Annotated in this window: 21 protein-coding genes and 5 pseudogenes; 12 read left to right on the top strand and 14 right to left on the bottom strand. The window is 63.9% G+C overall.

Going from position 1 to position 19,687, the window contains the following annotated elements; all coding sequences use genetic code 11:
* Positions 1-209 precede the first annotated feature (209 nt).
* Together ACFE87_RS18510 and ACFE87_RS18505 are read left to right on the top strand one after the other, a co-directional pair.
* Positions 210-875: a hypothetical protein gene (locus ACFE87_RS18510; protein WP_375461127.1), complete on the top strand. Its 666-nt coding sequence runs from the start codon at positions 210-212 to the stop codon at positions 873-875.
* Between the two features lie 3 nt (positions 876-878).
* Positions 879-1,628 carry a hypothetical protein gene (locus ACFE87_RS18505; RefSeq protein ID WP_375461126.1) on the top strand — a complete coding sequence of 250 codons (750 nt, stop codon included), beginning with the start codon at positions 879-881 and terminating at the stop codon, positions 1,626-1,628.
* Between the two features lie 55 nt (positions 1,629-1,683).
* On the opposite strand, the gene ACFE87_RS18500 is transcribed toward ACFE87_RS18505, so the two are convergent.
* A complete protein-coding gene (locus tag ACFE87_RS18500; protein ID WP_375461125.1) occupies positions 1,684-1,944 on the bottom strand; it encodes a hypothetical protein in 261 nt (86 codons plus the stop codon).
* 1,291 nt (positions 1,945-3,235) lie between these two features.
* On the opposite strand from ACFE87_RS18500, the gene ACFE87_RS18495 reads away from it, so the two are divergent.
* On the top strand, positions 3,236-3,445 hold the full coding sequence (locus ACFE87_RS18495; protein WP_375461124.1) for a hypothetical protein: 210 nt from the start codon (positions 3,236-3,238) through the stop codon (positions 3,443-3,445).
* Between the two features lie 273 nt (positions 3,446-3,718).
* Here ACFE87_RS18495 and ACFE87_RS18490 read toward each other — a convergent pair whose 3' ends face one another.
* The 3 genes from ACFE87_RS18490 to ACFE87_RS18480 form a co-directional block, all read right to left on the bottom strand.
* Positions 3,719-4,837: an alpha/beta hydrolase fold domain-containing protein gene (locus tag ACFE87_RS18490; protein WP_375461123.1), complete on the bottom strand. Its 1,119-nt coding sequence runs from the start codon at positions 4,835-4,837 to the stop codon at positions 3,719-3,721.
* Between the two features lie 77 nt (positions 4,838-4,914).
* Complete coding sequence (locus ACFE87_RS18485; protein WP_375461122.1) at positions 4,915-5,352, bottom strand: hypothetical protein; 438 nt, start codon at positions 5,350-5,352, stop codon at positions 4,915-4,917.
* A 309-nt stretch (positions 5,353-5,661) separates the two neighbouring features.
* Positions 5,662-6,645, bottom strand: a complete 984-nt coding sequence (locus tag ACFE87_RS18480) for a helix-turn-helix domain-containing protein (protein WP_375461121.1) — start codon at positions 6,643-6,645, stop codon at positions 5,662-5,664.
* A 106-nt stretch (positions 6,646-6,751) separates the two neighbouring features.
* Between ACFE87_RS18480 and ACFE87_RS18475 the strand changes: the two are divergent.
* The 4 genes and pseudogenes from ACFE87_RS18475 to ACFE87_RS18460 all read left to right on the top strand — a co-directional run.
* A pseudogene (locus ACFE87_RS18475) lies at positions 6,752-7,086 on the top strand (ATP-dependent DNA ligase); the annotation flags it as partial.
* 95 nt (positions 7,087-7,181) lie between these two features.
* The gene (locus ACFE87_RS18470; RefSeq protein WP_375461120.1) at positions 7,182-7,529 is read left to right on the top strand and encodes a hypothetical protein; all 348 of its coding nucleotides are present in this window, start codon (positions 7,182-7,184) and stop codon (positions 7,527-7,529) included.
* A 123-nt stretch (positions 7,530-7,652) separates the two neighbouring features.
* Positions 7,653-7,964 (top strand): helix-turn-helix domain-containing protein, encoded by a 312-nt coding sequence (locus ACFE87_RS18465; protein ID WP_375461128.1) that lies wholly within the window; start codon positions 7,653-7,655, stop codon positions 7,962-7,964.
* A gap of 160 nt (positions 7,965-8,124) precedes the next feature.
* Positions 8,125-8,319, top strand: a complete 195-nt coding sequence (locus ACFE87_RS18460; protein ID WP_375461119.1) for a DUF6894 family protein — start codon at positions 8,125-8,127, stop codon at positions 8,317-8,319.
* A 102-nt stretch (positions 8,320-8,421) separates the two neighbouring features.
* On the opposite strand, the gene ACFE87_RS18455 is transcribed toward ACFE87_RS18460, so the two are convergent.
* The 4 genes from ACFE87_RS18455 to ACFE87_RS18440 form a co-directional block, all read right to left on the bottom strand.
* Positions 8,422-8,820, bottom strand: a complete 399-nt coding sequence (locus tag ACFE87_RS18455; RefSeq protein WP_375461118.1) for a YsnF/AvaK domain-containing protein — start codon at positions 8,818-8,820, stop codon at positions 8,422-8,424.
* A gap of 73 nt (positions 8,821-8,893) precedes the next feature.
* A complete protein-coding gene (locus tag ACFE87_RS18450; protein WP_375461117.1) occupies positions 8,894-9,784 on the bottom strand; it encodes a YsnF/AvaK domain-containing protein in 891 nt (296 codons plus the stop codon).
* 100 nt (positions 9,785-9,884) lie between these two features.
* Positions 9,885-10,838, bottom strand: coding sequence for a PhnA-like protein (locus ACFE87_RS18445; protein ID WP_375461116.1), 954 nt, complete (start codon positions 10,836-10,838; stop codon positions 9,885-9,887).
* A gap of 120 nt (positions 10,839-10,958) precedes the next feature.
* Positions 10,959-12,446 carry a helix-turn-helix transcriptional regulator gene (locus tag ACFE87_RS18440; RefSeq protein WP_375461115.1) on the bottom strand — a complete coding sequence of 496 codons (1,488 nt, stop codon included), beginning with the start codon at positions 12,444-12,446 and terminating at the stop codon, positions 10,959-10,961.
* Positions 12,447-12,788: 342 nt separating this feature from the next.
* Between ACFE87_RS18440 and ACFE87_RS18435 the strand changes: the two genes are divergently transcribed.
* A complete protein-coding gene (locus ACFE87_RS18435; RefSeq protein ID WP_375461114.1) occupies positions 12,789-13,058 on the top strand; it encodes a DUF3429 domain-containing protein in 270 nt (89 codons plus the stop codon).
* 211 nt (positions 13,059-13,269) lie between these two features.
* Here the strand turns inward: ACFE87_RS18435 and ACFE87_RS18430 are convergent, their stop codons facing one another.
* Both ACFE87_RS18430 and ACFE87_RS18425 read right to left on the bottom strand, forming a co-directional pair.
* Complete coding sequence (locus ACFE87_RS18430; RefSeq protein ID WP_375461113.1) at positions 13,270-13,416, bottom strand: hypothetical protein; 147 nt, start codon at positions 13,414-13,416, stop codon at positions 13,270-13,272.
* Positions 13,413-13,556 (bottom strand): hypothetical protein, encoded by a 144-nt coding sequence (locus tag ACFE87_RS18425; protein WP_375461112.1) that lies wholly within the window; start codon positions 13,554-13,556, stop codon positions 13,413-13,415. The genes ACFE87_RS18430 and ACFE87_RS18425 overlap by 4 nt, the downstream gene beginning before the upstream one ends.
* Before the next feature lie 1,042 nt (positions 13,557-14,598).
* Between ACFE87_RS18425 and ACFE87_RS18420 the strand changes: the two are divergent.
* From ACFE87_RS18420 to ACFE87_RS18405, 4 genes and pseudogenes are all read left to right on the top strand, one after another.
* Positions 14,599-14,922, top strand: a pseudogene (locus ACFE87_RS18420) (hypothetical protein); the annotation flags it as partial.
* A 65-nt stretch (positions 14,923-14,987) separates the two neighbouring features.
* Positions 14,988-15,215, top strand: coding sequence for a hypothetical protein (locus tag ACFE87_RS18415; protein WP_375461111.1), 228 nt, complete (start codon positions 14,988-14,990; stop codon positions 15,213-15,215).
* Positions 15,212-15,541: a tyrosine-type recombinase/integrase gene (locus ACFE87_RS18410; RefSeq protein ID WP_375461110.1), complete on the top strand. Its 330-nt coding sequence runs from the start codon at positions 15,212-15,214 to the stop codon at positions 15,539-15,541. Before ACFE87_RS18415 ends, ACFE87_RS18410 begins: the two co-directional genes overlap by 4 nt.
* 44 nt (positions 15,542-15,585) lie before the next feature.
* Positions 15,586-16,517: pseudogene (locus ACFE87_RS18405) on the top strand (IS630 family transposase).
* Between the two features lie 367 nt (positions 16,518-16,884).
* Here the strand turns inward: ACFE87_RS18405 and ACFE87_RS18400 are convergent.
* The 4 genes and pseudogenes from ACFE87_RS18400 to ACFE87_RS18385 all read right to left on the bottom strand — a co-directional run bounded on the left by ACFE87_RS18400 (position 16,885) and on the right by ACFE87_RS18385 (position 19,553).
* Positions 16,885-17,319: a tyrosine-type recombinase/integrase gene (locus tag ACFE87_RS18400; RefSeq protein WP_375461109.1), complete on the bottom strand. Its 435-nt coding sequence runs from the start codon at positions 17,317-17,319 to the stop codon at positions 16,885-16,887.
* Between the two features lie 58 nt (positions 17,320-17,377).
* Positions 17,378-17,674: pseudogene (locus tag ACFE87_RS18395) on the bottom strand (molybdopterin cofactor-binding domain-containing protein); the annotation flags it as partial.
* Positions 17,673-17,972: pseudogene (locus ACFE87_RS18390) on the bottom strand (AraC family transcriptional regulator); the annotation flags it as partial. The pseudogenes ACFE87_RS18395 and ACFE87_RS18390, both read right to left, overlap by 2 nt.
* A gap of 288 nt (positions 17,973-18,260) precedes the next feature.
* Positions 18,261-19,553, bottom strand: a complete 1,293-nt coding sequence (locus ACFE87_RS18385; RefSeq protein ID WP_375461108.1) for a matrixin family metalloprotease — start codon at positions 19,551-19,553, stop codon at positions 18,261-18,263.
* Positions 19,554-19,687 lie beyond the last annotated feature (134 nt).

The raw sequence follows: 19,687 nt of genomic DNA, 5'->3' as shown, positions 1-19,687 counted from the left end.
TCCGCGAGCGCGCCCCGGCAGGCCTTCTCGGAACCGTCGCCCCGGCCCTTAACGGTGCCGAGATCGAGTTCCGCAGCATCGAACGGCTCAGGGCCATGTCGGACGATCTTCGCCCGCCTGACGGCTGATCTTCACCCCGTAGCGTACCCGCGCTGCTGAGCGGCGCTTCCTCTCCTCCTCACCGACCCTACCCTCACGGAGACAGCACCATGTCGTCGAATGCTCTCGCACGCCTGCAGTCCAGGCGAGCCCTTCTCACCGCGGCGCTGGCCGGCACCGCCGCCGGGAGTGTCGCCCTTGGCGGGCAGGTTGCTCTTGCCGCGCCGCCGCAGCCCGATCCGATCTTCGCGGCGATCGAGGCTGAGGGTCGGGCCTTCGACTTTTGGGGCGACGCGATCTCGGCATACAGCCGGGCTGAAGAAGCTCTCTGGGCGAGCGAGTGGCATCGGAGGCCTCGCGCCCTGGATTACGAACCGATCCCCCGGCACGAACAAATAGCCGAGCCCGTCTATCTGCACGATCACGACGCGATCGACCGGGATTGCGACAGCGACGGCAAGGCCCCTGGCGCCGATGCCGCGAAGGTCGAGGCGCGTCGCGCCCGGCTGCACCGCGAACTGGACGAGGACGCCGCCCAGCTCGCAGCCACGCCGGAGGTCATCAGGGAGGCTGAAACCGAACAAGCAAGGGACGAGGCCTTTGAACAATGGGCAGAGGTTCGAGACGCGCTGCTCGCCGTGCCGCCGACGACACCATCCGGGCTGTTGGCGCTGGCCGCCCTTACTGAGGATCGGACCCATGACGGGATGGACGAGGACAAGTTTCTCGCCGGCCTAATCGCCGCCGTCCGGTCCGTCGTCGTCGGGAGGGCCTGAGCCATGGCGAACGCTTCCCGTCGCGGCTTTCTGGCCGCCCTCGGCGCCCTTTCGGGAGGCGCTGCCGTTCCGGTCGCGATGGCCGCCGCTCCGGCTGTCGCCATCCCTGCCGATGCCGAGCTGATCGCAGCCGGTGAGGTCTGGACTCGTGCCGCTGCGGATCGTGATGCCGCACAGGCCGCTCAGGCCGAGGCCGAGACCGGGTTTAGGCACGCGATGGGTTGGTGCCCTCCGGCGCTTCGCTACCAGTCCTTCGATTGCGAGCTGGTCGATCTCGCGCGCGAGGTTACGAAGGCCACAGGTGTCCGGCTCCGGCCGGAATGGGACTATTTCGAGGAATTCGGGCCGGAGACATGGGCGAACCGATGGGACGGCCAGATGCTACGGGATCTCCTGCGGTGGCTTCCGGAGGTACGGGGCCGGGCGGGTCGCACGCCATTCCTGATCCGTCGTCTTCGGCAGCTCCTGCCGCTGGCCGAAGCTCGTGACGCTCAGAATGCGCGGTGGCGTGAGCACTATCAGCTCGACGCTCACCATGAGGCCGGCACGGCCACCCGCAAGGCGGTATCGGAGGCCGAGGCTGCCGTGATCGCGCTCCCGGCCGCTACGCTCGCGGGCGTGGCCGTAAAAGCCCGTTTAGCCGAGGAATGGCTCCGGTACCACTCTCGCCAGAGCGGCTGGTCCTTCAAGCAACCCGATTGCATGATGGCGGTACTTCGGGCTGCGCTCGACGCCTCCCCCGGAGGCGCCTGATATGGGCGCCCTCGTCATCCAGGGCGTCCCGCCCGAACTCCTGAAACGGGAGGCGTTAGAGGCACATGTCGAGCGGCTGATCGCGCTCCTCGACATGCTGGACGGCGACGCGGATCTCGAGCCCGATCACGATTCCGAGCCAGCCGGCGACGAGGACGAGCCCTCGCTCGGCTGGCAGAACGGCCCGGGTTCCCGGTCCAGCGATGGCCTTGATGACCGTGAACAGGATGTCGGCGACGGGTGCGAGCCCGACACGGACCAGGAGGAGTGGCGCCAGCCGGTTAGCCTGCAGGCCGTGAAGCCTATCCGCAGACAAGCAGCTGCCGGCGCTGCTTACGGATCGCTGCCAACTTCGCTCGCTCAGACGCGCTGAGGCGCCGGCGCTCAACCTCGGTCTGCAACAGCGCAGCCTCTTCCCGCGCCAGAGCGTTCCGCGTCGCGAAGGCGGCGCCACAATCGAGAGGCGTGCCGGAGAGACCGGAGAGGCTGAGCGTGACGGCGAGGACCGCTGGCGTCATCGTCGGCCGGCCATGATCACGCGCCGAGGTGATCGAACGCAGTCCAGACTGTCACGCCTCTCAACACGCTAACGGCGACGCGGTCCTTCACACTGGTGAGACCGTTATAAAATAATCGGCTTTTCGCTCGATTTCGACTTCTTCGGGCGGCCTTTCTTGGCTCGGGTCAGATGATTGCCACCCTTCGATGGCCATGGGCCCAGATGACGCACTACCTCCTCAAGGTAGCTCCATCCATTGTCGCGCGCCCTTCTCTCCTTCTCGACCATGATGGATTCCAAGGCTCGATCAAATTCTGATGTCCGACTGGAGAGGCGACCCCGTGCGGCAGGATCCGTTGCCATCGACTCGGCTATGACCCGCAAAGAACTAAGTAGAATCCATCTTCTCTCGTCTCCTACGCTTTCGTCGAACTTCTGGGCCAATACGTCGTCGTGGGTCTCTCGTAGGACAGGGTCAAAAATCTTGGAAAGAGGCACCCTACTCGAGGTTGCCTCCTGATAGAACTCAGAAATACTATTTGACAGCTTTCGCCCACAATCATCCCCGCGGGCCGTTGCTCTCAGGAATTCTATTATAAGGCGCCTGAAAGCTAATTGGACGGCAGAGACATCATGGTCAGTGCGCGCGACTGAGCCACCGCCTCCTTCAATAACGGTGAAGTCCGGCATCTGCTGCGGCCCTATGTTGCGGATCCGATCGTGCTGCTTCATCTCGGTATAGCTGTTGTGTGGCATCCGGAGTCGCGCTTGTCACCCGCCTCCCGGACGAGCGCCTGCTCAGCAGTTTGAGGCAGAACGCACCAGCACTATCCTTTTCCGACCACCTTCAGCACTGGCCTGACCGGCGCCTCAGGCCCGGGCTCTTGCAGATCGGGCAGGTACGCTAGGTAGCGCTGCTGGTATTGCCGCGGCCGGCGATCGCGTGGGGCGCGCTGCCACCGGCAGGAGGCCGTCAGCATGAGCAGCAGCGCCTCGAGCCCGATCTCCGCGCCGTATCGCTCGCCGAGCCTCGCGACGCTGTAGGAGCCCCGCCGCTCGCACACCCGGCACTCCACGCGTAGGCGCCCGAACGAGTACTTCGACAGGCATGGCCGACGTCCCGCCTGATCACGAGCCCGCGTTCCCGACGGAGGCCGACGTCGATGCGGTCCTCTACGAGTTCAAGGGCGACGCTCGGGAGGCGATCCGGGCGCTGCTGCACGACATGGGCGTGCTGGCCGGCGACTTCGAAGCGATCGTGTCGCATGGCTTCGTTCGCGGGGCGCTGCCGCGGATCGTTCTGAGCAGGAGAGTGTGATGGGAAGCGTGACGTATTGGGCCGTCCTTCCGTTCGTGCGGGATGAGGACGGCAATCTGTGCGCAGACGAGGCGGTCGAGTGTCAGTCGCCGGCAGCGGCCGCGGCAAGGGCCCGGGCGTTAGGGGTCACGAAGGCCGGCGCCGTCGCGTTTTCTCGGACCGGAGATCCGGAGACCGGCGAATGGGCCGACGCCGTCGTGATCACGAGGGTTGGCGACACGCCGGCCGACCGCAGCTCCGGCATCGGCGTGACGCCGGAGCTTTCCCTTCGGGTTAGCGGGCCCCGAAGGCTGCCTTGAGGTCGCGGGCGGCGACATCCTGCGCCGTCTTGGCGTCAGCCACGACAGCATCGAGCCCGAAAAACTCGTGCGTCATGCCCTTGTAGGTGACGTGCGTGGTCTTGACACCCGCCGCCTTCAGTTTGTCCACCAGCATGGTGCCGTCCGAGAAGAGCGGATCGATCTCGGCATTGATGATCGTCGCGGGCGGAAGGCCCTTGAGGTCAGCCATTGTGGTCAGGTTGAGCATCGGGCTCTTCGCGTCCTCCGGCTTGGCCAGAGTCTTGTCGACGAACCAGCCGATCGCGGCCTTGGAGAGCGGCATCGCGTTCTGGTTCGCGACATAGGACGGCGTGGTGAGGTCGGTTCCGCCCACCGGATAGACGAGCACCATGTGCACCGGTGCCTGCACGTTGCCGTCGCGCGCCATGATCGCGACGTTGGCTGCGAGGTTACCGCCCGCGCTCTCGCCCGCCACCGCGACCCGGGCCGGATCGCCGCCGAACTGGCCGGCGTTCGCCAGGACCCACTTGTAGGCCGCGAAGGCATCCTCATGCGCCGCCGGGAACTTGTTCTCCGGGGCGTGGCGATACTCGACGCTGACCACGATCGCGTTCGCCTTCCGGGCTAGGGCCATGGCGGACGCTTCGTAGGTGTCGAGGTCCGCGATCACCCATCCGCCGCCGTGATAGTAGACGACGACCGGCAGGGGGCCCGACCCGGAACCCTCGGGCATGTAGATACGAAGCGGCTGCGTGCCCCCGGAGATCGGGTAGGTCATGTCCTTCTTGGACACCTTCATGGCCGCCATCAGGGCGACAGGGTCCTTGCCTTCGGCCTTGAGAAGGGCCCTCACGGCGTCGCCGGGGCTCGGCTGCGTGCGCGCTTCCTCGACGGTGCGGGACTCGATCGGCTTCGCGCCGAGTGCCTGCATCGTTTCGAGAACGCGAAGCATGTCCTTGTCGGCGCGCTTCATCGTCCCGCTGTCGGGGCTTTCGGCGACCATCGCCGGCACGGTCTCGGGAGCGGGGGCCTGTGCCCAAGCGATAGAGGCGGTCGCCAGGGCGACGCCGGCCAGAAGATGGGCGAGCAGGGATCGGAACGGAGGTGTCATGTGGTCTGTCTCGTGTGATATGTGGGAAAGAAGAGCGGACGGCAGGCGAAGTGCCTGTTCGGGCGGGAGGCCGGTGCTTAGGCCTTGAGTTCGGTCGAGATGCGCTTGCAGATCGCCGTGTGCTCCTTGAAGACGGCGAGCATCAGCGAGGCCAGATGTCGGCCCTGCTTCTCGGCCGGATCGGTCGCGCCAGCTGAGTTCGCCAGATAGCCGTCGGCGAGGTCGCGCAGGAACTCGTGGTTTTCCAGCTGGAAGGCGATGTAGGCGCGGTCGAAGGTAGTCCCCTTCGCGGTCGCCTTCATCTTCTCGACGAGAGCCATCTCGGCTGATTTGTCCATCGCCGGCGCGGTCGTGAGGATATCCTTCAGCACCATGTTGACGGTAATTGCTTCGCCAAGCTCGAAACCTGCGAATTCGTGCGCATTCCGGTTGGTCGCCTTCTCAACGCCGAGTTGGGACGTCGAGAGCGACATCTCGGCCCGCGGGATCACGGCAGCGAAAAATTGCGGGGCCATCCTAACGTCGGCCGGCACCATGGTCGGCATGGCCTTGGCAAGAGGCGCCGAGGATTGGGCGAAAGCGGGGGTGGCAGCGACGAACGCTACCCCAGCTAAAATCGAACGACGGTCGGTGATCATGGCGATTCCTCACGAGGGTCGGGGGACGAGGTGGCCGCAAGCCGGCCACCGCTCGTCCTCACCCATGTGCCGAGAAGGATCGCCAGGTGCAGTCGTTCCTGAAGAATGTGCGTTCGAACGCGAGAAGACGCAATCCGAACGATGGAAGACCGGCGACGGGTGTGCTCCGAGTCGGCCGCAACAGAATTATGTACGTTCTATGACGCTAGCCAGAGTTCCTTCGATGCGCTCCGGTTCGCCTTCGTCCTGTCCGCCAACCAGCCTGAATTGCGTTGGAGCGGCCCCGAACTCGACTTCGAATGCTTTGCTGAATGAGCTTCGGCTCGCATAGCCGACGCTACCGGCGATGACCTTGATCGGCAGATCGGTGCTCGTTAGCAGGCGGGCGGCGATGCGCAGACGGACGCTCTGGACGAATTCCATCGGGCCCCGACCGAAGACGTCGGAGAAGCTTTCTGCGAAGCTGGTTCGACCCATCCCAGCGAGAGCCGCCAAGCTGTCGACCGTGTAGGGCGCTCCCGGCTGTTCGAGTACCGCGAGGACGGCGCGGGCGAGTTTCGGGTTTTGGAGAGCCACGAGCAGCGGAGAGGTGAAGTCGTTCGCCGCGAGGTGCTGACGCAGGAGAATGATGAGGCATTGCTTCATCAGCACCTCAGTCATGGCCTGGGTCCCGAGGCTCGGCTGTGCCACCTCGGCGAGCATGAGTTCGAAGGATCGTTGCAAGATGCTGTCCGACGGAAAGGCCTCCACCATCGGCGCCTGAAACAACTCGAACAGACCCATCGCGCCGCTGTAGCTGTCGGAGATCTGCCCGCACACGAAGAGAGCGTCGGGGCTTCCGTCGCCGGCCGTGAACGTGATCAGGCCGTCACCGTGGAGGACGCAATGATCTTCAGCCCGAGCCTCGCCTACGCAGTTTTCAGCTTCGCCAAGAGTGTGTGACTGCCGCGCCGGAATGACGATTATGGTGTGCGGCGCGAACGGCCGCCAGGGCCCGTCACCAACCCGCAAGCTCCCGGTGCCTCGCAGCACGTAGTGGATCGTGATCGCCTCGAAGGGGCTGAACCCGAGGCGCCATCCTCGCTGGATTCTGCAAACCGAGAATGAGCGAAGCCGCACCGCCAGAGTGACGAGAAGACGATCGAGGAGGTCTGCTCGCATGGTCATCATCAAGGCATGTCCCGCGCACGTGCACGATAGATGGTACGTATCATAGGAGCGCTTCCTTCGGTCAGGCAGTTCACCCGGACTGACTCGAGAAAGCCAACCAGAGTCTAGCTTCGCGATCGTCGGTTACGAGCCCTCGTCGGTCGCCCGCGGCGGGCTCGGCCGGCTTCTCGTCGCATGCCGCGAGGGAGTTGCGCTGGCCTATGTGGGCGGGTCGGGACTGGCTTCACGGAGACCTCGGCCCGAGCGCTCCGGCGACAGCTCGGCGGCATCGTGCGCGCAACGCCGTCCATAAAGCTTCGGCGCAAGGGCGTGGTCTGGACCGAGCCGAGCCTTGTCGCCAAAGTCGAGTTCAGGGGCTGGACCGAAGACGGCAAGCTCCGGCACGCCTTCTACAAGGGGCTGCGTGAGGGCGAGGACTTGGCCGAGGCGTTTCGGCGCTGATCCAACTCCGAAGGATCGGGCTTCGGACTGACATGGTTAATGGTCCCTTCACGCTCCCCGGTCATCGTCGTAGCTTGGGAGAGAGGCAGGACACGATGGCTGGCGAGTGGGGTCATGCGGAGCGGGACGCTGTCTGTCCGGTGCCGCTCGAGAAGTTGGGACAGCTTCACCGGGCCGACCCGGAGGGGGTCCTGTCCCTGGTGGCTGAGATGCCCGAGAGCGCCCGGATCAAGCTCGCCGTGTTCTGCTACGGGCGAGCGCATCTCCGCGACGTCGGGCTCGCGATCGCTGAGCAATGCGACGAGACGCGGCTGGCTCAGATAGCCGGGATGATCGGGCAGGTAATGGCTGTCCAGTGCCGGGCTGCGGTGCGCACCTTCGGCTCGGACCGCGGCGACCGCGCGGTGTCGCGGCCCAAGATCAGCCTTGGAGGGCGTTCCTAGCGCGGCTTCAGCGTCCCCGCCCGAGCAGTCGATAGGACCAGAGTAGGAATTCTCAGCGTGAACCCTAAGACACCCGAGCAGGCGGACCGCGATATCGGAAAGGCAATCCTCGCCCGCCGAACCATGCTGGGCTTGTCTCAGACAAAGCTCGCTGACGCGATCGGAGTGACGTTCCAGCAGGTTCAGAAATACGAGAACGGCATAAATCGTGTCTCCGGCTCACGTTTGGCGAAGATCGCCGTCGCGCTCGGGTGTCGCCCGTCCGACTTGGTTGATCGAGAAGCCTTGCCAGGCATCGCCGCAGGAACCCCAGAGGGCATTCTCCTGCAATCGAACGACGGAGCTCGGCTCGCGAGGGCTTTCGCCGCAATCCCGGTCGGCCCTCCGCGGCGAGCCTTGCTCGAGTTGGTCGAGGCAATGGCGCACCCGGAGTAGCGGAGCAACTGCCGTCAGCGTTCCCCGATTCGCCCCGCTATCCTTCTCCCCAGCGCCAGGAAGAAGGTGCGCCACTTCTACTGGACAGTGGGGCGTCAGCTTCCCGCCCGGGCTCTGGCGGCAACATCGTGACGGCCAAGACGAGCTAGGGGGCTGCCGTATGCGTGGAATTGATCGCAAAGGCACGGAGCTTACCGAACTCGACGAGGCTCGTGAGGAAGCGCGACGACGCGCCTATGTGCTGCTGACGGCCGGATACGGGAAGGGAGAGGACCGCAGCGGTTGGACTATCGCCATTCGCGAGGAATCCGGCGTCGTGGTACTTCGCTTCACCCTCAGAGAGGCGATGCTTTAGGCGGGCTCGCGTCAACCCCGAACCGCAGAGAGCAGCCCGTAGCGCCGCTCTCGTCAGTTACCAGCCAAGGCTCCCTACGAAGTCAGGGCGACATAAAAATCGTCATGTCCGCTCGATGACAGCGCGCTGGGTTCTGAGCTGAAGCGGGATGTCGACGGTTTCGATCGACTTGCGACGCGTGATGTGGACCTCCTCGAGAAGAATGAGTACCTTCTGGACCACGATCCGCTCCTGAACGACGGGGATGATTGTGACGTCGCCTTCTGTCCGAATTTGCGGAGCAACGTCGACCACGCGATCGATAGCGAAACGCTCGACTTCAACAGATTCGTCCGAGAGCGATTCGCGGAGAAGGTGGTCCTCAACATCCACCAACGTTCTCACGATGACCTTGCCGGTGATGACCTCTCTCTTCCCTACCGTTGCGGTCTCCTCGATTAAGGGAACGCTAATCTGGTCGGGGCTGTCACTGGGGGCCATCGTAGGATTCAGGTCGGGCATGGTGCGTTCATTGCTCAGGTATTCGGGCGTTGAAAGAGCTGGGCGGGACGCCAGTCGTCCCGCCCTAATAAGCCTAGGGGACGCGCTTCGGGGGGACCGGTGCCTGCGCCGCAACCCGATCATCCTCGACTTCGACCTTAGTTGAGCGGACCTTGTCAGTGATGGTTTCGGTCCTGTCGGCTACCTCTTTCCGGACGAGCACCTCACCGGTCACGCGAGCCTCCTTAGACACGACCGCCTCCTCCGAGGTCGCGACGGCCTCTATGGTGCGCTCCCTAAATGCATCCTCAGTAACAGTCATCGAGCCGTCAACCGGGCGACGCTCGACACGAACCGTCTCGGAATGCAGGTTAATCTGCTCGGATACGGGTGTCTCTACCACGTAACTGCGCACCTTCACGCGGCCCGAGGCGACCTGCCGCTTTCCAACACGAAGCTGCTCCTCAACCTCCTGAATGGATTGGTCGCCGTCCGCCATGTCACGAGGGCCGAGCGCCGCCGTTTGGGCCGAGGTCTCCTTCACGCCAACCTTCGCGGTTGCCGTGCCAGCAGCACCCGAGACCGGGGCCGTGTAACCGGACCAGCCATCTTTCCGCCAAGCCGCCTCGCGTTCCTCGACGTTGACGGTCCCGTGCTTCTCGAGGATGTCTTCGGCCAGAGCAGCGCTAGTTTCGCTGACAGAGACGCTGACCATGACACTCCCACGGTTCAAGGCCTCGGCATACGTGTATCGGTCCTCATCCGGCATAAAGAGATCGCCGAGGGAGGCCCAGAAGCCTTTTTCATCGCGGCTTGCGTCGTAGGAGGTCGTGGTGGTGGTCGACGCCCCCACATCGCTCTCCGGGGAGATCCGAACGGCCGGACGAGGCACTCCGGCCCGGACAAGTTCCTCTACGGCCTGCATGGCTTCGGCGCGTTTGTCGAAAAGGGCCGTGATCGTGTGAGAGTTGGTTTGCGTGTTCATGATTTAGGCTCCAGCTGAGTTACTTTTGGTGATTAGTGAGAGGGTTGGCGGAGCACGCCCGCCAACTCGGGCTTTGGGACTGCAACGTCGGAGCGACCGTTCAAGCCGCTTGGCTGGCCGTTCGCCTCCGGATCAAATCGGCCGTTATGGTCGGATCGACGGCGCCGAGGCGGCCGCCGAACCAGGATGCGAGCGCTCCGAGCAGCAAAGCCAAGCTCCCGAGCAAAGCACCTCGCGAGACCGCCTTGGCAGCGGTATCCGCTGCCTGCGCAGCTTGCTGCTTCGCAGAGGCAACGGCGTCTCGGTACTGTTTCTCGTATCCGACTATGCGGGTCCGGGCCTCCTCGACAGGAATGTTCTGCGCGCGAGCGAGAGCCTGCGACGCACGTTCCCGAGCCTCATTCGCTTTCGACGCGTCCCCCGTAAGCAGGTCCCGGATTGACGCGACTGCGTCGTTCCGAAGGGCAGCCGGATCGGTACCCGTCGTGCCACGAACTGCCCGCTCCAGGAACTCGAAGGGGTTAGTCGAGCTCGCGAGCATCGGTGCGGCCGTTTGCACAGCAGAGCCGGCAGCTCGCCCGAGGCCACCGATGGCGCTGCTGACTGTGTTGAACGCGCCGCCGACGAGACCGCCAACCGCCGTCGAGAGGAGATAAAAGACGAGCAGCGTCGTCGCGGCCCATGAGGTGAGGCCATGCCACCCGCCAGTCGATTCCTTCGGTCGCCCGGAGAGGCGGCTCGCGACATAGCCGCCCGCGAATGCGGCAACGATGCCAGACAACGCCCACCAGATTCCAGCGCCAATTGAGAACGTGCTCGCGGCTGGATTGTCGCTTGTCATCGGATCGAGCGTTGAGGCGCCAATGCCAATGCCGATCAGATTGAGAATAAGTTGCGAGACGAGAGCGGTCACAACACCGGCCAGGATCGCTCCCCATGAAACCTTGTTGATGAGGATCGTACGAGCATCTTCTGCAGGAGTGACCGGGCTGAGATGAGGCGCATCAGCGTCATTTCGGCTCCGGTGCGGGGTCTCGTAAACGGCTGCTGTCATGTAAGCTCCTCTGGTCCTGCCGTCGGCCTCGTTTCCGGGGCGGGCAATTCGCGAGTGCCAGAGGTGTGCAGCTCCGATCATCAATCAATGACGCGGATTAGCCGTTTTCCTAGTAGTTTCCTACTTTTTACGTCCTGATCGTGGCTGCTTCGCTGCAGCACCGTCGAGACCCCGCTCCCGAGCCCAGATCACGACTTCACTCCGGCGATTGATGCCGAGCTTTCGATAAATCGCCGCGATGTGGTTCCTAACGGTGTGTGGCGAGAGGCTGAGCTCCGAGCCAATCTCCGGGTCTCGTGTGCCCCGGCAGATAAGTCCCAGGATCTCGCGCTCTCGAGGCGTCAGGTCCTGGAGACGGGCTGAGGAGGAGCCAGGATCCGTGAGTTGGCGGAGAGCCGCGAGCTTCTCAATCACACCGCGGCTGAACCAGGACGTGTCGGACATTGCCGATTCAATGGCGGCCACGAGCTCGGCTTCGGATCGCTTCCGCTCAGTGATGTCCTGGAAGACGCAGAGTACGCAGTCCTGATCGTTGATCGTCACCATTTCGGCCGAGACAATGCAATCGATCTCGGCCCCGCTCTTTGCGTGGAACTTGGCCTCAAAGCCACGAACGCTGCCAGTTTCTGCGAACGCGCTTTCGAACTGTCGCCGGACGTCGCTGTCGGCCCATAACTCAAGATCGTCAGCAGTTCGGCCAACGACCTCCTCGATTCCGTATCCCAGCACCTTCCCGAACGCGTCATTCACGTCGACGTAGCGATGTCTATCTACCGTGCAAACCATGGTCGGGATCGGCGAGAGCCGGAATGCTTTTGCGAACCGTTCCTCACTGCGTCCAAGCGCCACCTCGGCCTTCCGCCTGTCCTCCAGGTCGGCGAAGGTGAACAGCATGCAGGGTTCGCTTCCGATTTCGAGCGGCTGGCCCGCGACGATCACGAAGTGCTCAGGGTCATTCGGGAAACGGAGACAGGCCTCCATCTGAGGGATGGTCTCCCCCGCCCTCAGCCGCTTTATCGCTAGGTCCCGGTTCTCGGCCCGTTCCAAGACGTCGATCTCGTAGACGGAATGTCCGATAACATCTTCGTGGGCGTAGCCGGAGAGATGGAGGAACCCCTCGTTCACCTTTATGATTCGCAGATCGGAAAGGCGGCAAATGACGGCCGGAGCAGGGTTCGCGGAGAACATGAGGTCAAAGCGCTCCTCTGCCTCGACATGCTTTGTAAGGTCAGCCGACACGAGAACGTGGCAATCGGGTAGGCCAGCCGGGGTTTTCACGACGAGACTGCGAACGCGGTGTGTCCATTGCTCATCGGGACGGTCGCGACGGCAGACTTCGACCAGAATGTCGAACCACTCCCCGGCTGTAGCACGCTCGATGGGCGTCCGTCCGTGATCAAGTTGCTGCTTGGTCCGGCTCAAGACAACGTAGTTGGCTAGGTAAGCGTCGACCGTCCGACCGAGTTCGTCCAGGTGATGGACGCCATGCATCTCGAGTGCGGAATGATTTGCGTAGGTGATCGCCTGATCCGGCTCGATCAGGATCACTCCTTCTTTCATACCGGCGATTATTTCCTGCAGCTGAGTGCGATCGGGATACTCGGACAACGCAGGCCTCCGGAGTGTCGTACGTCGGGCTTCCCCGGCGGGCGAACGGAGCTTCAAGTCTGCCCGTCTAGCCGGGACCGGCCACCCGTTCCGCGCGTCCGTCGGACAGGGTGCCACGGCTCTGCTACGCTCGCCAGCCATGTGCAACCTCTACTCCGTCACCACGAACGAGGAGGCGATCCGGCGGCTATTCCAGGTCGAGCGCGACCTCGCCGGCAACCTCCCGCCACTCCCTGGCGTGTTCCCGGACTATCCTGCCCCGATCGTGCGGACGGCGGCGGACGGCCAACGCGAGCGCGCCATGGCGCGCTGGGGCATCCTATCCTTCATGGGAGGCGTGCAATGGGGCCTCGCGGTGCGAGCCGACGCCGGGCCCAGCCAAACTGGCCACCCTATGCCGTTTCCGTGCTGCCGGCGCTCCTGGCTTGGGTGGCGCTCTTCCTGCCGTTCCAGTTCGCTCTTCCGGTCCTCGTCGCCGGTGTCGCTGGGCTCCTTGCCTACGACCTCTGGACGGTCCGCCGGGGCATCGCTCCGACCTGGTACGGCGTCCTCCGAATCCAGATCACAGCCGCCGTGATGCTGCTTCTCACGGTCGCGTGGCTCTGGTTGTGAAGTTGCCGGTCTTCGTCGGCCTTCTGCTGTCCCTGTCCGCAGCGTTACCCGCCCGCGCGCAGGACCGTTCCCCTGCTCAGATCGAGCGGCACCGGAGCGAGCTGGTCCGGTACCACATGCAGCTCCCGCTTAAGTCACCGGCCCGGGCAGCAATCGGAACTCTCATGCATCAGCAAGCGGAGATCGTCACCCTGATCACCGGTGATCGGGATCATTTCAGCCTCAAGCCGCATACGGACAGGCTGTAAGAGCCAAAAGTCACCGGGCGATCGGCTATCCCGTCGCTCGCGATGCTGTCGTTCGGGTCGGGCGTCCAGCCGCCGATATCGCACACGCGCCAGGTGATCGGGATCTTCATGCGGGCGAGGCCGGCAGTGGCGCCCAATGGGTCGGTTCGAGGTCGATCGAGGCGTCCATCACGGCAACCCACCGCGGGCGGTCGGCCGTCCACCATTCCTCGGTCTGCCACCTGCTCTGGTCGGGACAGAACAGTAGCACCGGCTGCTCGGCCCCCCGCGGAGCGGTTTCGATCGGCTTCGCCTTGCTTGTTGAAGCGTTAGTGTTGCGGGACGAGGGGCGCATTTCGTCTATTGCTGAAAGGACTCCAGCCCGATTGTCTCGAAGAGACAGTCGCTCAGGGACCAGAATCGGAATTCTATCTCGATCAGACGGAACCCCGACCTGGTTCACTCTCGCGAAATCTCTCTGATATTTTTCGATATCCCGTAGTCTGCCAGCCATCCTGGCCTATGGACCGGGCGACGAAGCCGGCGTCGCTCCCGCCTCATCGCGAGACGGGCCAATCGGAATTGCTCCTCCCGCGAAAGATACTTCATGCTCGTGCGGGTAAGGAACGGTCCTGTCGGGAGTCAATGTAAGGCCGCATTAGGCCCAGAGCGCCTGCTCGCCTCGGCAGGGACGCCCGACCCTAACGGCCGACGCCCCTCAAAGCAGCTTAGTACTTTGGCGACCTCGTTCCGACAGCGCCGGTGTACGGATTGACGTTGCCCCGCGTGCTGTAATTGTCGAGCTGCGTCGAGTTTGGGTTCGTCGCCTGATACGGCTGCGTGTAGCTGCCCCCCGAATTGGAGTGGCCCTGAACCGAGTGGCTCGACGAATTCGAGCCGGCACCGAAACCAGAACCGCTGCTTGACCCGCGATATTGAGCTGACGCCGAAGCCGCCGTGGCCACGAGCGCGCCTGCTACGATCAAAATCCTGACCATCTCTCCCCCCTCTTCTTCTAGCGCCGAGACCGAAGCATCAGCGCAACCGCGAGTCGAGTGCCCAGCGTGCAACACCACCTCGCATTCCGCAAAGGCCTGACCGGAAGGCCATGCACGTTGTTGCATCCTGTCCGACGCCGTTTAGGGGGTACTGATGGGGTAAATGCTGGGGTTGCCCTGCCGAACAGCGACATAGTGAAAGTAACATCATCACGTTAGACCGACAGTGTTTCGGACTCCCTCTCCGCCATCTTATATTCCTAGACATCCCTAGCCGTCCCGAACAGCCTTCCTCTTAGAGGGCGTTGCGCCCTCCTGCCGTTCCCGTTCGTCCCGCACCATCCCGTTCAAGCCGGGACCAAACCGGGTCTGTTTCCGGGTATCGGTCGGGAGAAACCGGGTACGAGGCCGCAAGGCAATGCTCACCGACGTCCAGGTCAGGAAGGCAAAGCCGTCCGCGAAGCCCTTCAGACTCACAGACGGCGGCGGGCTGCACCTTTTCGTCACGCCAGCCTGCCGGAGATCGGGTCGACGCCGATTCGGCAGCTCACGGCTCCAAGGGTGCTGAAGCTGCTGCGCGCGATTGAGGGGAGAGGCGCGATGCAGACGGCCAGGCGAGTCCGGCAGCGGGTCTCTGCCGTGTGCTGCTTCGCGATCGCGACCGGACGTGGCGAGGCCGACCCAGCCGGGCCGCTGCAGAAGCCATGGCGCCGATCAAGAAGGGCCGGCAGCCGGCGATCACGGACCTGGAACAGGCCCGCGAGAGACTGGCCCGCGTCGAAGCCACGCCGTCGAACCCAATCACCAAGCTGGCGATGCGGCTCATGGCCCTGACCGTCGTGCGGCCGGTACGCTTGCGGAGACGCCTTGGAGCGAATTCGACGGGTTGCACGCGGATGAGCCGACATGGACTGCACCGGCCGCCAGGATGAGGCTGCGCGTGCATCTGAAGGAGGACGAGGCCCGCGATCATCTGGTGCCGCTATCTCGGCAAGCAATCGAGACGATCGAGGCGATGCGGATCCTCTCCGGCCGCGGGCCCTACGTCGCTCCCAACGGCCGTAGCGCGCACAAGCCGATGTCGGAGAACGTGATGGGTTATTTGCTGAATCGGGCCGGATACGACCACCGGCACGTCCCGCACGGCTGGCGCTCAACCTTCTCGACCGTGATGAACGAGCGTTTCCCGGCCGATCGGGCGATCATCGATCTAGAGCAGTTTCAGCCGTTCTCGATTCAGGCTGGGATTCACCGCTGAGGTGAGACGTGCGAGTTCTCTTCCGTGAGTCGGCGGAGGCGAGGATGGCGAGGGCCTACAGTCAGGATCTGCGTGATCGGGTGATCAAAGCCGGACGTCGGCGCGTGCGGCGACGGAGCGGTTCGGGATTGGGGTTGCGACGGCGATCGTGTGGGTGCGCCGGGCTCGCGAGGGCGAACGGAGCGCGCGCAAGCAGGGCCAGCCGCGGCGCTCGAAGCTGGATCGGCACCGCGATTACCTGCTTGGCCTGATCGCAGCGGAGCCCGACATTACCATCGTCGAGATGCAGAAGCGGCTGCGGAGCGAGGTCTGCGTGGCGGCGTCCGTCGGCACGATCTGGACCTTCCTGGACCGGGCAGGCCTGACGTTCAAAAAGACCGCCCACACGTGCGAGCAGGACCGCCCGGACGTTCTGACCCGGCGGCAGGACTGGTTCGAGGGCCAGCTCGATCTCGACCCTGAGCGGCTCGTCTTCACCGACGAGACATGGACGTCGACCAAGATGGCGCGGTCGCGCGGTCGAGCTCCGAAAGGCGAGCGCCTGCGCGCCGCGGTCCCGCACGGCCACTCGAAAACCACCACCTTCGTGGCGGGCCTGCGCCTCACGGGGATTGCCGCCCCGATGGTGATTGACGGCCCGAGCAACGGGCTCGCGTTCCAGGCCTATATCGACCAGGTACTCGTATCGGAGCTTCGGCCCGGCGACATCGTCGTCATGGACAACCTGGGCAGCCACAAGGGGTCCGCGGTGCGCCGCTCCATCGAGGCCGCCCGCACTGATCTGCTCTACCTCCCGCCCTACAGCCCGGACTTCAATCCGATCGAGAACGCCTTCGCCAAGCTGAAAGCGCTTCTGCGCAAGGCCGCCGAGCGGAGCGTCGGCGCACTCTGGGACAGAATCGGCTTCATCCTCGACGCCTTCACGCCCGACGAATGCGCCAACTCCTTCATCGCCGCCGGATACGAGCCGGATTAAGCCGAAACCGCTCTAGAACAAGCGCGTACCCAGACTGGAGCGAACGGACCTCGAAGGGATCTTCGCCGACAATGCGACGGTCCTCTCATCGGGTTGCCCTGCGCTCTCCAGACTGGCCGACCGAGAGAGACTAACCGCTCCTCCTTGGTTGACCGTCTTGCCTGGAAGGCAAAGGATAAGTTCTGCCCATCTCTGACCCGTGATGCGTCTGACCTCCTGACGAAGTGGATTCAGAATTTCATCATCCGCGCCTGTGAAATCAGTGCGTTCTCTGGACGTGAATGCCTCGTAAGAGCGCAGCGAGTATCGGCGCGTGGCCTCGTCTAAACTGATGTAAACTGGTGCGGTTGCCCCAGCACTCTTCGGGTCAGCCGCTTTTTTGGGCGGCATCTACGTTTCGAGCTGGCGATCGAGTGCTTAAGCGGATTACAATCGGTTGCTCTCCAGTCACGAAGGCCGCCCAGGCTGTCATAAGTTCTCGTCGTTTCGCCAGTGCATCGCCGCGTCTGTACGCGCGCTCGACCTCGTCACCCACAACGTGCGCGAGTGACGCCTCAGCAACCTCGCGGGGCAACGAGGTGCTTTCGCCGTCCCTGTCGCGGGACGAGCTCCGAAAACCGTGGGGGATCGCGTCGACCACCTTCATTCGGCGTAGCACCATCTCGAAGGCCATGCCCGAGAGTGGCCGGTCCGCACGCTGGCCGGGAAACACGAAGTCGCTGGAGCGGAGGCGCTCCACCTCCGAAAGGATGGCGATTGCCCTATCGGTCAAAGGGACACGGTGAAGCCGCCCGCTCTTCATCCGGTGGGACGGCACCGTCCAAAGCCGTTGAGAGATGTCGATCTCCGCCCATCGGCCCCGAGAACCTCGCCAGACCGAGCGGCAGTTCGATCTCGGCAAGGACGAGCGCGTCCGCGACCGCGTTCGCGAGACAGACCGGTGTCGACATGCAATTGCCCTCGCCCACCCCCTTGGCGCCGAGCGGGGTGAAGGGCGAGCGGCTTTCGTGATGCAGGATGATCGGCTCCGGCACCTCCATCACGGTCGGAACCAGGTAATCCGCAAAAGTCCCGGACAGAAACGAGCCGTCCGGGCCGTAGGCATATTCCTCGTACAACGCCGCGCCGAGCGCATGGGCGAAGCCGCCGGTCACCTTGGATGCGAGGCGAGAGGTCTCCCGTCGATCGCTCGAAGAAGCCTGGCGCGCCGCTCGCCGCCCAGTTCGGCCGGAACAGGCGGAGCCAGCCCGGCTCGATATAGAGCGCCAGGATGATGGTGCGGGGTCGCGCAGCGTCATGCACATAGGCATGAGGCTCCCAGGCATTGATCAGGACCGCCGTTCGATCATCCAAGAGGGCGAGGCCGTCCCGGACGGAAAACCGGGTGTCGGCGCCTTCGACCTTCAGCAGCACGTGGCAATGCGGGTGCGCATGGCGCACCAGCTGCCGATCCATATCGAGAAGGGCGACCCGGCCGAACTCGCCTTGGGCCACCCGTAGGGCGTTGGACGTGTCCGCCTCGCACGGAAGTCTCGCAATCCGAGCACGCTCCGCTCCCACAGGCTTGTCCCGACACGCACGGGACCGTGATTATCTCGGCCATACGATAGGCGGTCGCAACTCCGTCTGCTGGGTGCAGAGGGCCGGGCCGCCCATGAGGCGCCCGGCCGAGCATCTCGGCCCGCGGGCGCCCGAGAATTCGGGGAGGCTCGCTCGGTTTTCCTCTGCAAGGGTCTTTCAGAGTCAGCCGATCAGATCGTCGCCGAAGCCTGACCGTCCTTCATGGATACCGTATTGCAGGAAGTGCTGCAGAGGGTCGACCTGTGCGGCGGCCACATCGGCATAGGCCGCGAGATAGGCGCTGGAATCGAACGAGGCGGAGGGGTCGCGGCCTTCCCTCCAACCATACAGGTCATAGTGAGCCAGCGGGTCCACTCCCGCCGCTTTGACGTCCTGATAGGCAGCCAGGTAGCCGCTCGTGTCGAAAAATGCGTTCGGGTCGCGGCCCTCTCGCCACCCGAAGGCTTCGAAATGCGAATACGCGAACTGAAAGGTGTCGCCGCCGGTGCCCGAGGCGGCCCGGGCGACGTCCGGGTTGGCCAGAAGATAGAATTCGGCGTCGAACGAGCCGTGTATGAAGTCCTTGGCGTCGCCAACGGCGGTGTAGGTCTGCCGCCCTTCGGATTGCCCCGACGCGAAATAATGGGCGAGCGGATTGACGCCGGCTGCCCGAACATCCGGGTTCCGCTCCAGGTAGAGTTCATCGTCGAACGCGGCGGACGGGTCCCGCCCCTCCCGCCAGCCAAACTGCTCGTATTGGGCGAGCGGGTTGATCCGCGAGCCAGCGACGTCCGGGTTCGCAGCAAGGTAGCCGTCCGTCGAGAAGAACGCGTTCGGATTCCGGCCTTCCTGCCACCCGTATTGAGCGTAGTGAATGTCGGGGTCCTGGCCAGCCCGGCCGACATCAGGATAGGCCGCCAGATAAAAGGCGTCGTCGACCAAGATATCCAGAGCGTTCGGCGCATTCGGCGCTGAACCGTAGATGGCCTGAGCGCCGTCGACATCGGATTGGGTCAAGCCTTTGACCGACGGGCCGATAGCGGAATTCATCACCGCGAGAACCGCGTTGTAATGGTCGAGCCCGATCGCGTGGCCGATCTCGTGCACGGCGATCGTGTAGAAGCTCGCACCACTGTCGCTGACGACGGCGTTGCCGGCGGTATGCCACCCCTCAGCATTGTCGAATGTGACGACCACCGACAGAAAGCTCGCGCCTGTGAAGCTGTAATTCGCGACCCCGAGAGTCCGGTTCGGGCCATCGATGGATCCGAACGTGAAATCGATCGCAGAGGAGGCGACGGAGCCCAACTGAGCGAAGGAGATGTTGGCGACAGCGGACCAGGAATCGAAGGCGGCTCGGATGGTCTCAGCGAAGCTCGCCGGCACCGAGTTGTCGATGGCCCATGTCACGACCCCGCCGCTCGTCCCGAAGGTAGGCGATCCCCATTTCTGTCCCTCAAGTGCGTAGTTCGGCATCATGTATCCCCTTTACGAGGGACACTGGGGTCGACCTCTTAAGGAGGTGTGAGGTTGACCTCTTCGATATGCAGCGATGCGACGCCTGCACTCGGGTACGGGGCGAAAACGACGCTGCCATGCACGAAGCTGGC

Source organism: uncultured Enterovirga sp. (genome assembly GCF_964242715.1).
Classification (GTDB): domain Bacteria; phylum Pseudomonadota; class Alphaproteobacteria; order Rhizobiales; family Beijerinckiaceae; genus Enterovirga.
This window is presented reverse-complemented; position numbering and strand designations above follow the sequence as displayed.

What these genes read in the sequence shown, in the direction of transcription:
- ACFE87_RS18510 (WP_375461127.1), top strand. Translation starts at nt 210, where the DNA reads ATGTCGTCGAATGCTCTCGCACGCCTGCAGTCCAGGCGAGCCCTTCTC.
- ACFE87_RS18505 (WP_375461126.1), top strand. Translation starts at nt 879, where the DNA reads ATGGCGAACGCTTCCCGTCGCGGCTTTCTGGCCGCCCTCGGCGCCCTT.
- ACFE87_RS18495 (WP_375461124.1), top strand. Translation starts at nt 3,236, where the DNA reads ATGGCCGACGTCCCGCCTGATCACGAGCCCGCGTTCCCGACGGAGGCC.
- ACFE87_RS18490 (WP_375461123.1), bottom strand. Translation starts at nt 4,837, where the DNA reads ATGACACCTCCGTTCCGATCCCTGCTCGCCCATCTTCTGGCCGGCGTC.
- ACFE87_RS18485 (WP_375461122.1), bottom strand. Translation starts at nt 5,352, where the DNA reads ATGGCCCCGCAATTTTTCGCTGCCGTGATCCCGCGGGCCGAGATGTCG.
- ACFE87_RS18480 (WP_375461121.1), bottom strand. Translation starts at nt 6,645, where the DNA reads ATGATGACCATGCGAGCAGACCTCCTCGATCGTCTTCTCGTCACTCTG.
- ACFE87_RS18470 (WP_375461120.1), top strand. Translation starts at nt 7,182, where the DNA reads ATGGCTGGCGAGTGGGGTCATGCGGAGCGGGACGCTGTCTGTCCGGTG.
- ACFE87_RS18465 (WP_375461128.1), top strand. Translation starts at nt 7,653, where the DNA reads ATGCTGGGCTTGTCTCAGACAAAGCTCGCTGACGCGATCGGAGTGACG.
- ACFE87_RS18460 (WP_375461119.1), top strand. Translation starts at nt 8,125, where the DNA reads ATGCGTGGAATTGATCGCAAAGGCACGGAGCTTACCGAACTCGACGAG.
- ACFE87_RS18455 (WP_375461118.1), bottom strand. Translation starts at nt 8,820, where the DNA reads ATGCCCGACCTGAATCCTACGATGGCCCCCAGTGACAGCCCCGACCAG.
- ACFE87_RS18450 (WP_375461117.1), bottom strand. Translation starts at nt 9,784, where the DNA reads ATGAACACGCAAACCAACTCTCACACGATCACGGCCCTTTTCGACAAA.
- ACFE87_RS18445 (WP_375461116.1), bottom strand. Translation starts at nt 10,838, where the DNA reads ATGACAGCAGCCGTTTACGAGACCCCGCACCGGAGCCGAAATGACGCT.
- ACFE87_RS18435 (WP_375461114.1), top strand. Translation starts at nt 12,789, where the DNA reads ATGGGGCCTCGCGGTGCGAGCCGACGCCGGGCCCAGCCAAACTGGCCA.
- ACFE87_RS18430 (WP_375461113.1), bottom strand. Translation starts at nt 13,416, where the DNA reads ATGAAGATCCCGATCACCTGGCGCGTGTGCGATATCGGCGGCTGGACG.
- ACFE87_RS18415 (WP_375461111.1), top strand. Translation starts at nt 14,988, where the DNA reads ATGGCGCCGATCAAGAAGGGCCGGCAGCCGGCGATCACGGACCTGGAA.
- ACFE87_RS18410 (WP_375461110.1), top strand. Translation starts at nt 15,212, where the DNA reads ATGAGGCTGCGCGTGCATCTGAAGGAGGACGAGGCCCGCGATCATCTG.
- ACFE87_RS18400 (WP_375461109.1), bottom strand. Translation starts at nt 17,319, where the DNA reads ATGAAGAGCGGGCGGCTTCACCGTGTCCCTTTGACCGATAGGGCAATC.
- ACFE87_RS18385 (WP_375461108.1), bottom strand. Translation starts at nt 19,553, where the DNA reads ATGCCGAACTACGCACTTGAGGGACAGAAATGGGGATCGCCTACCTTC.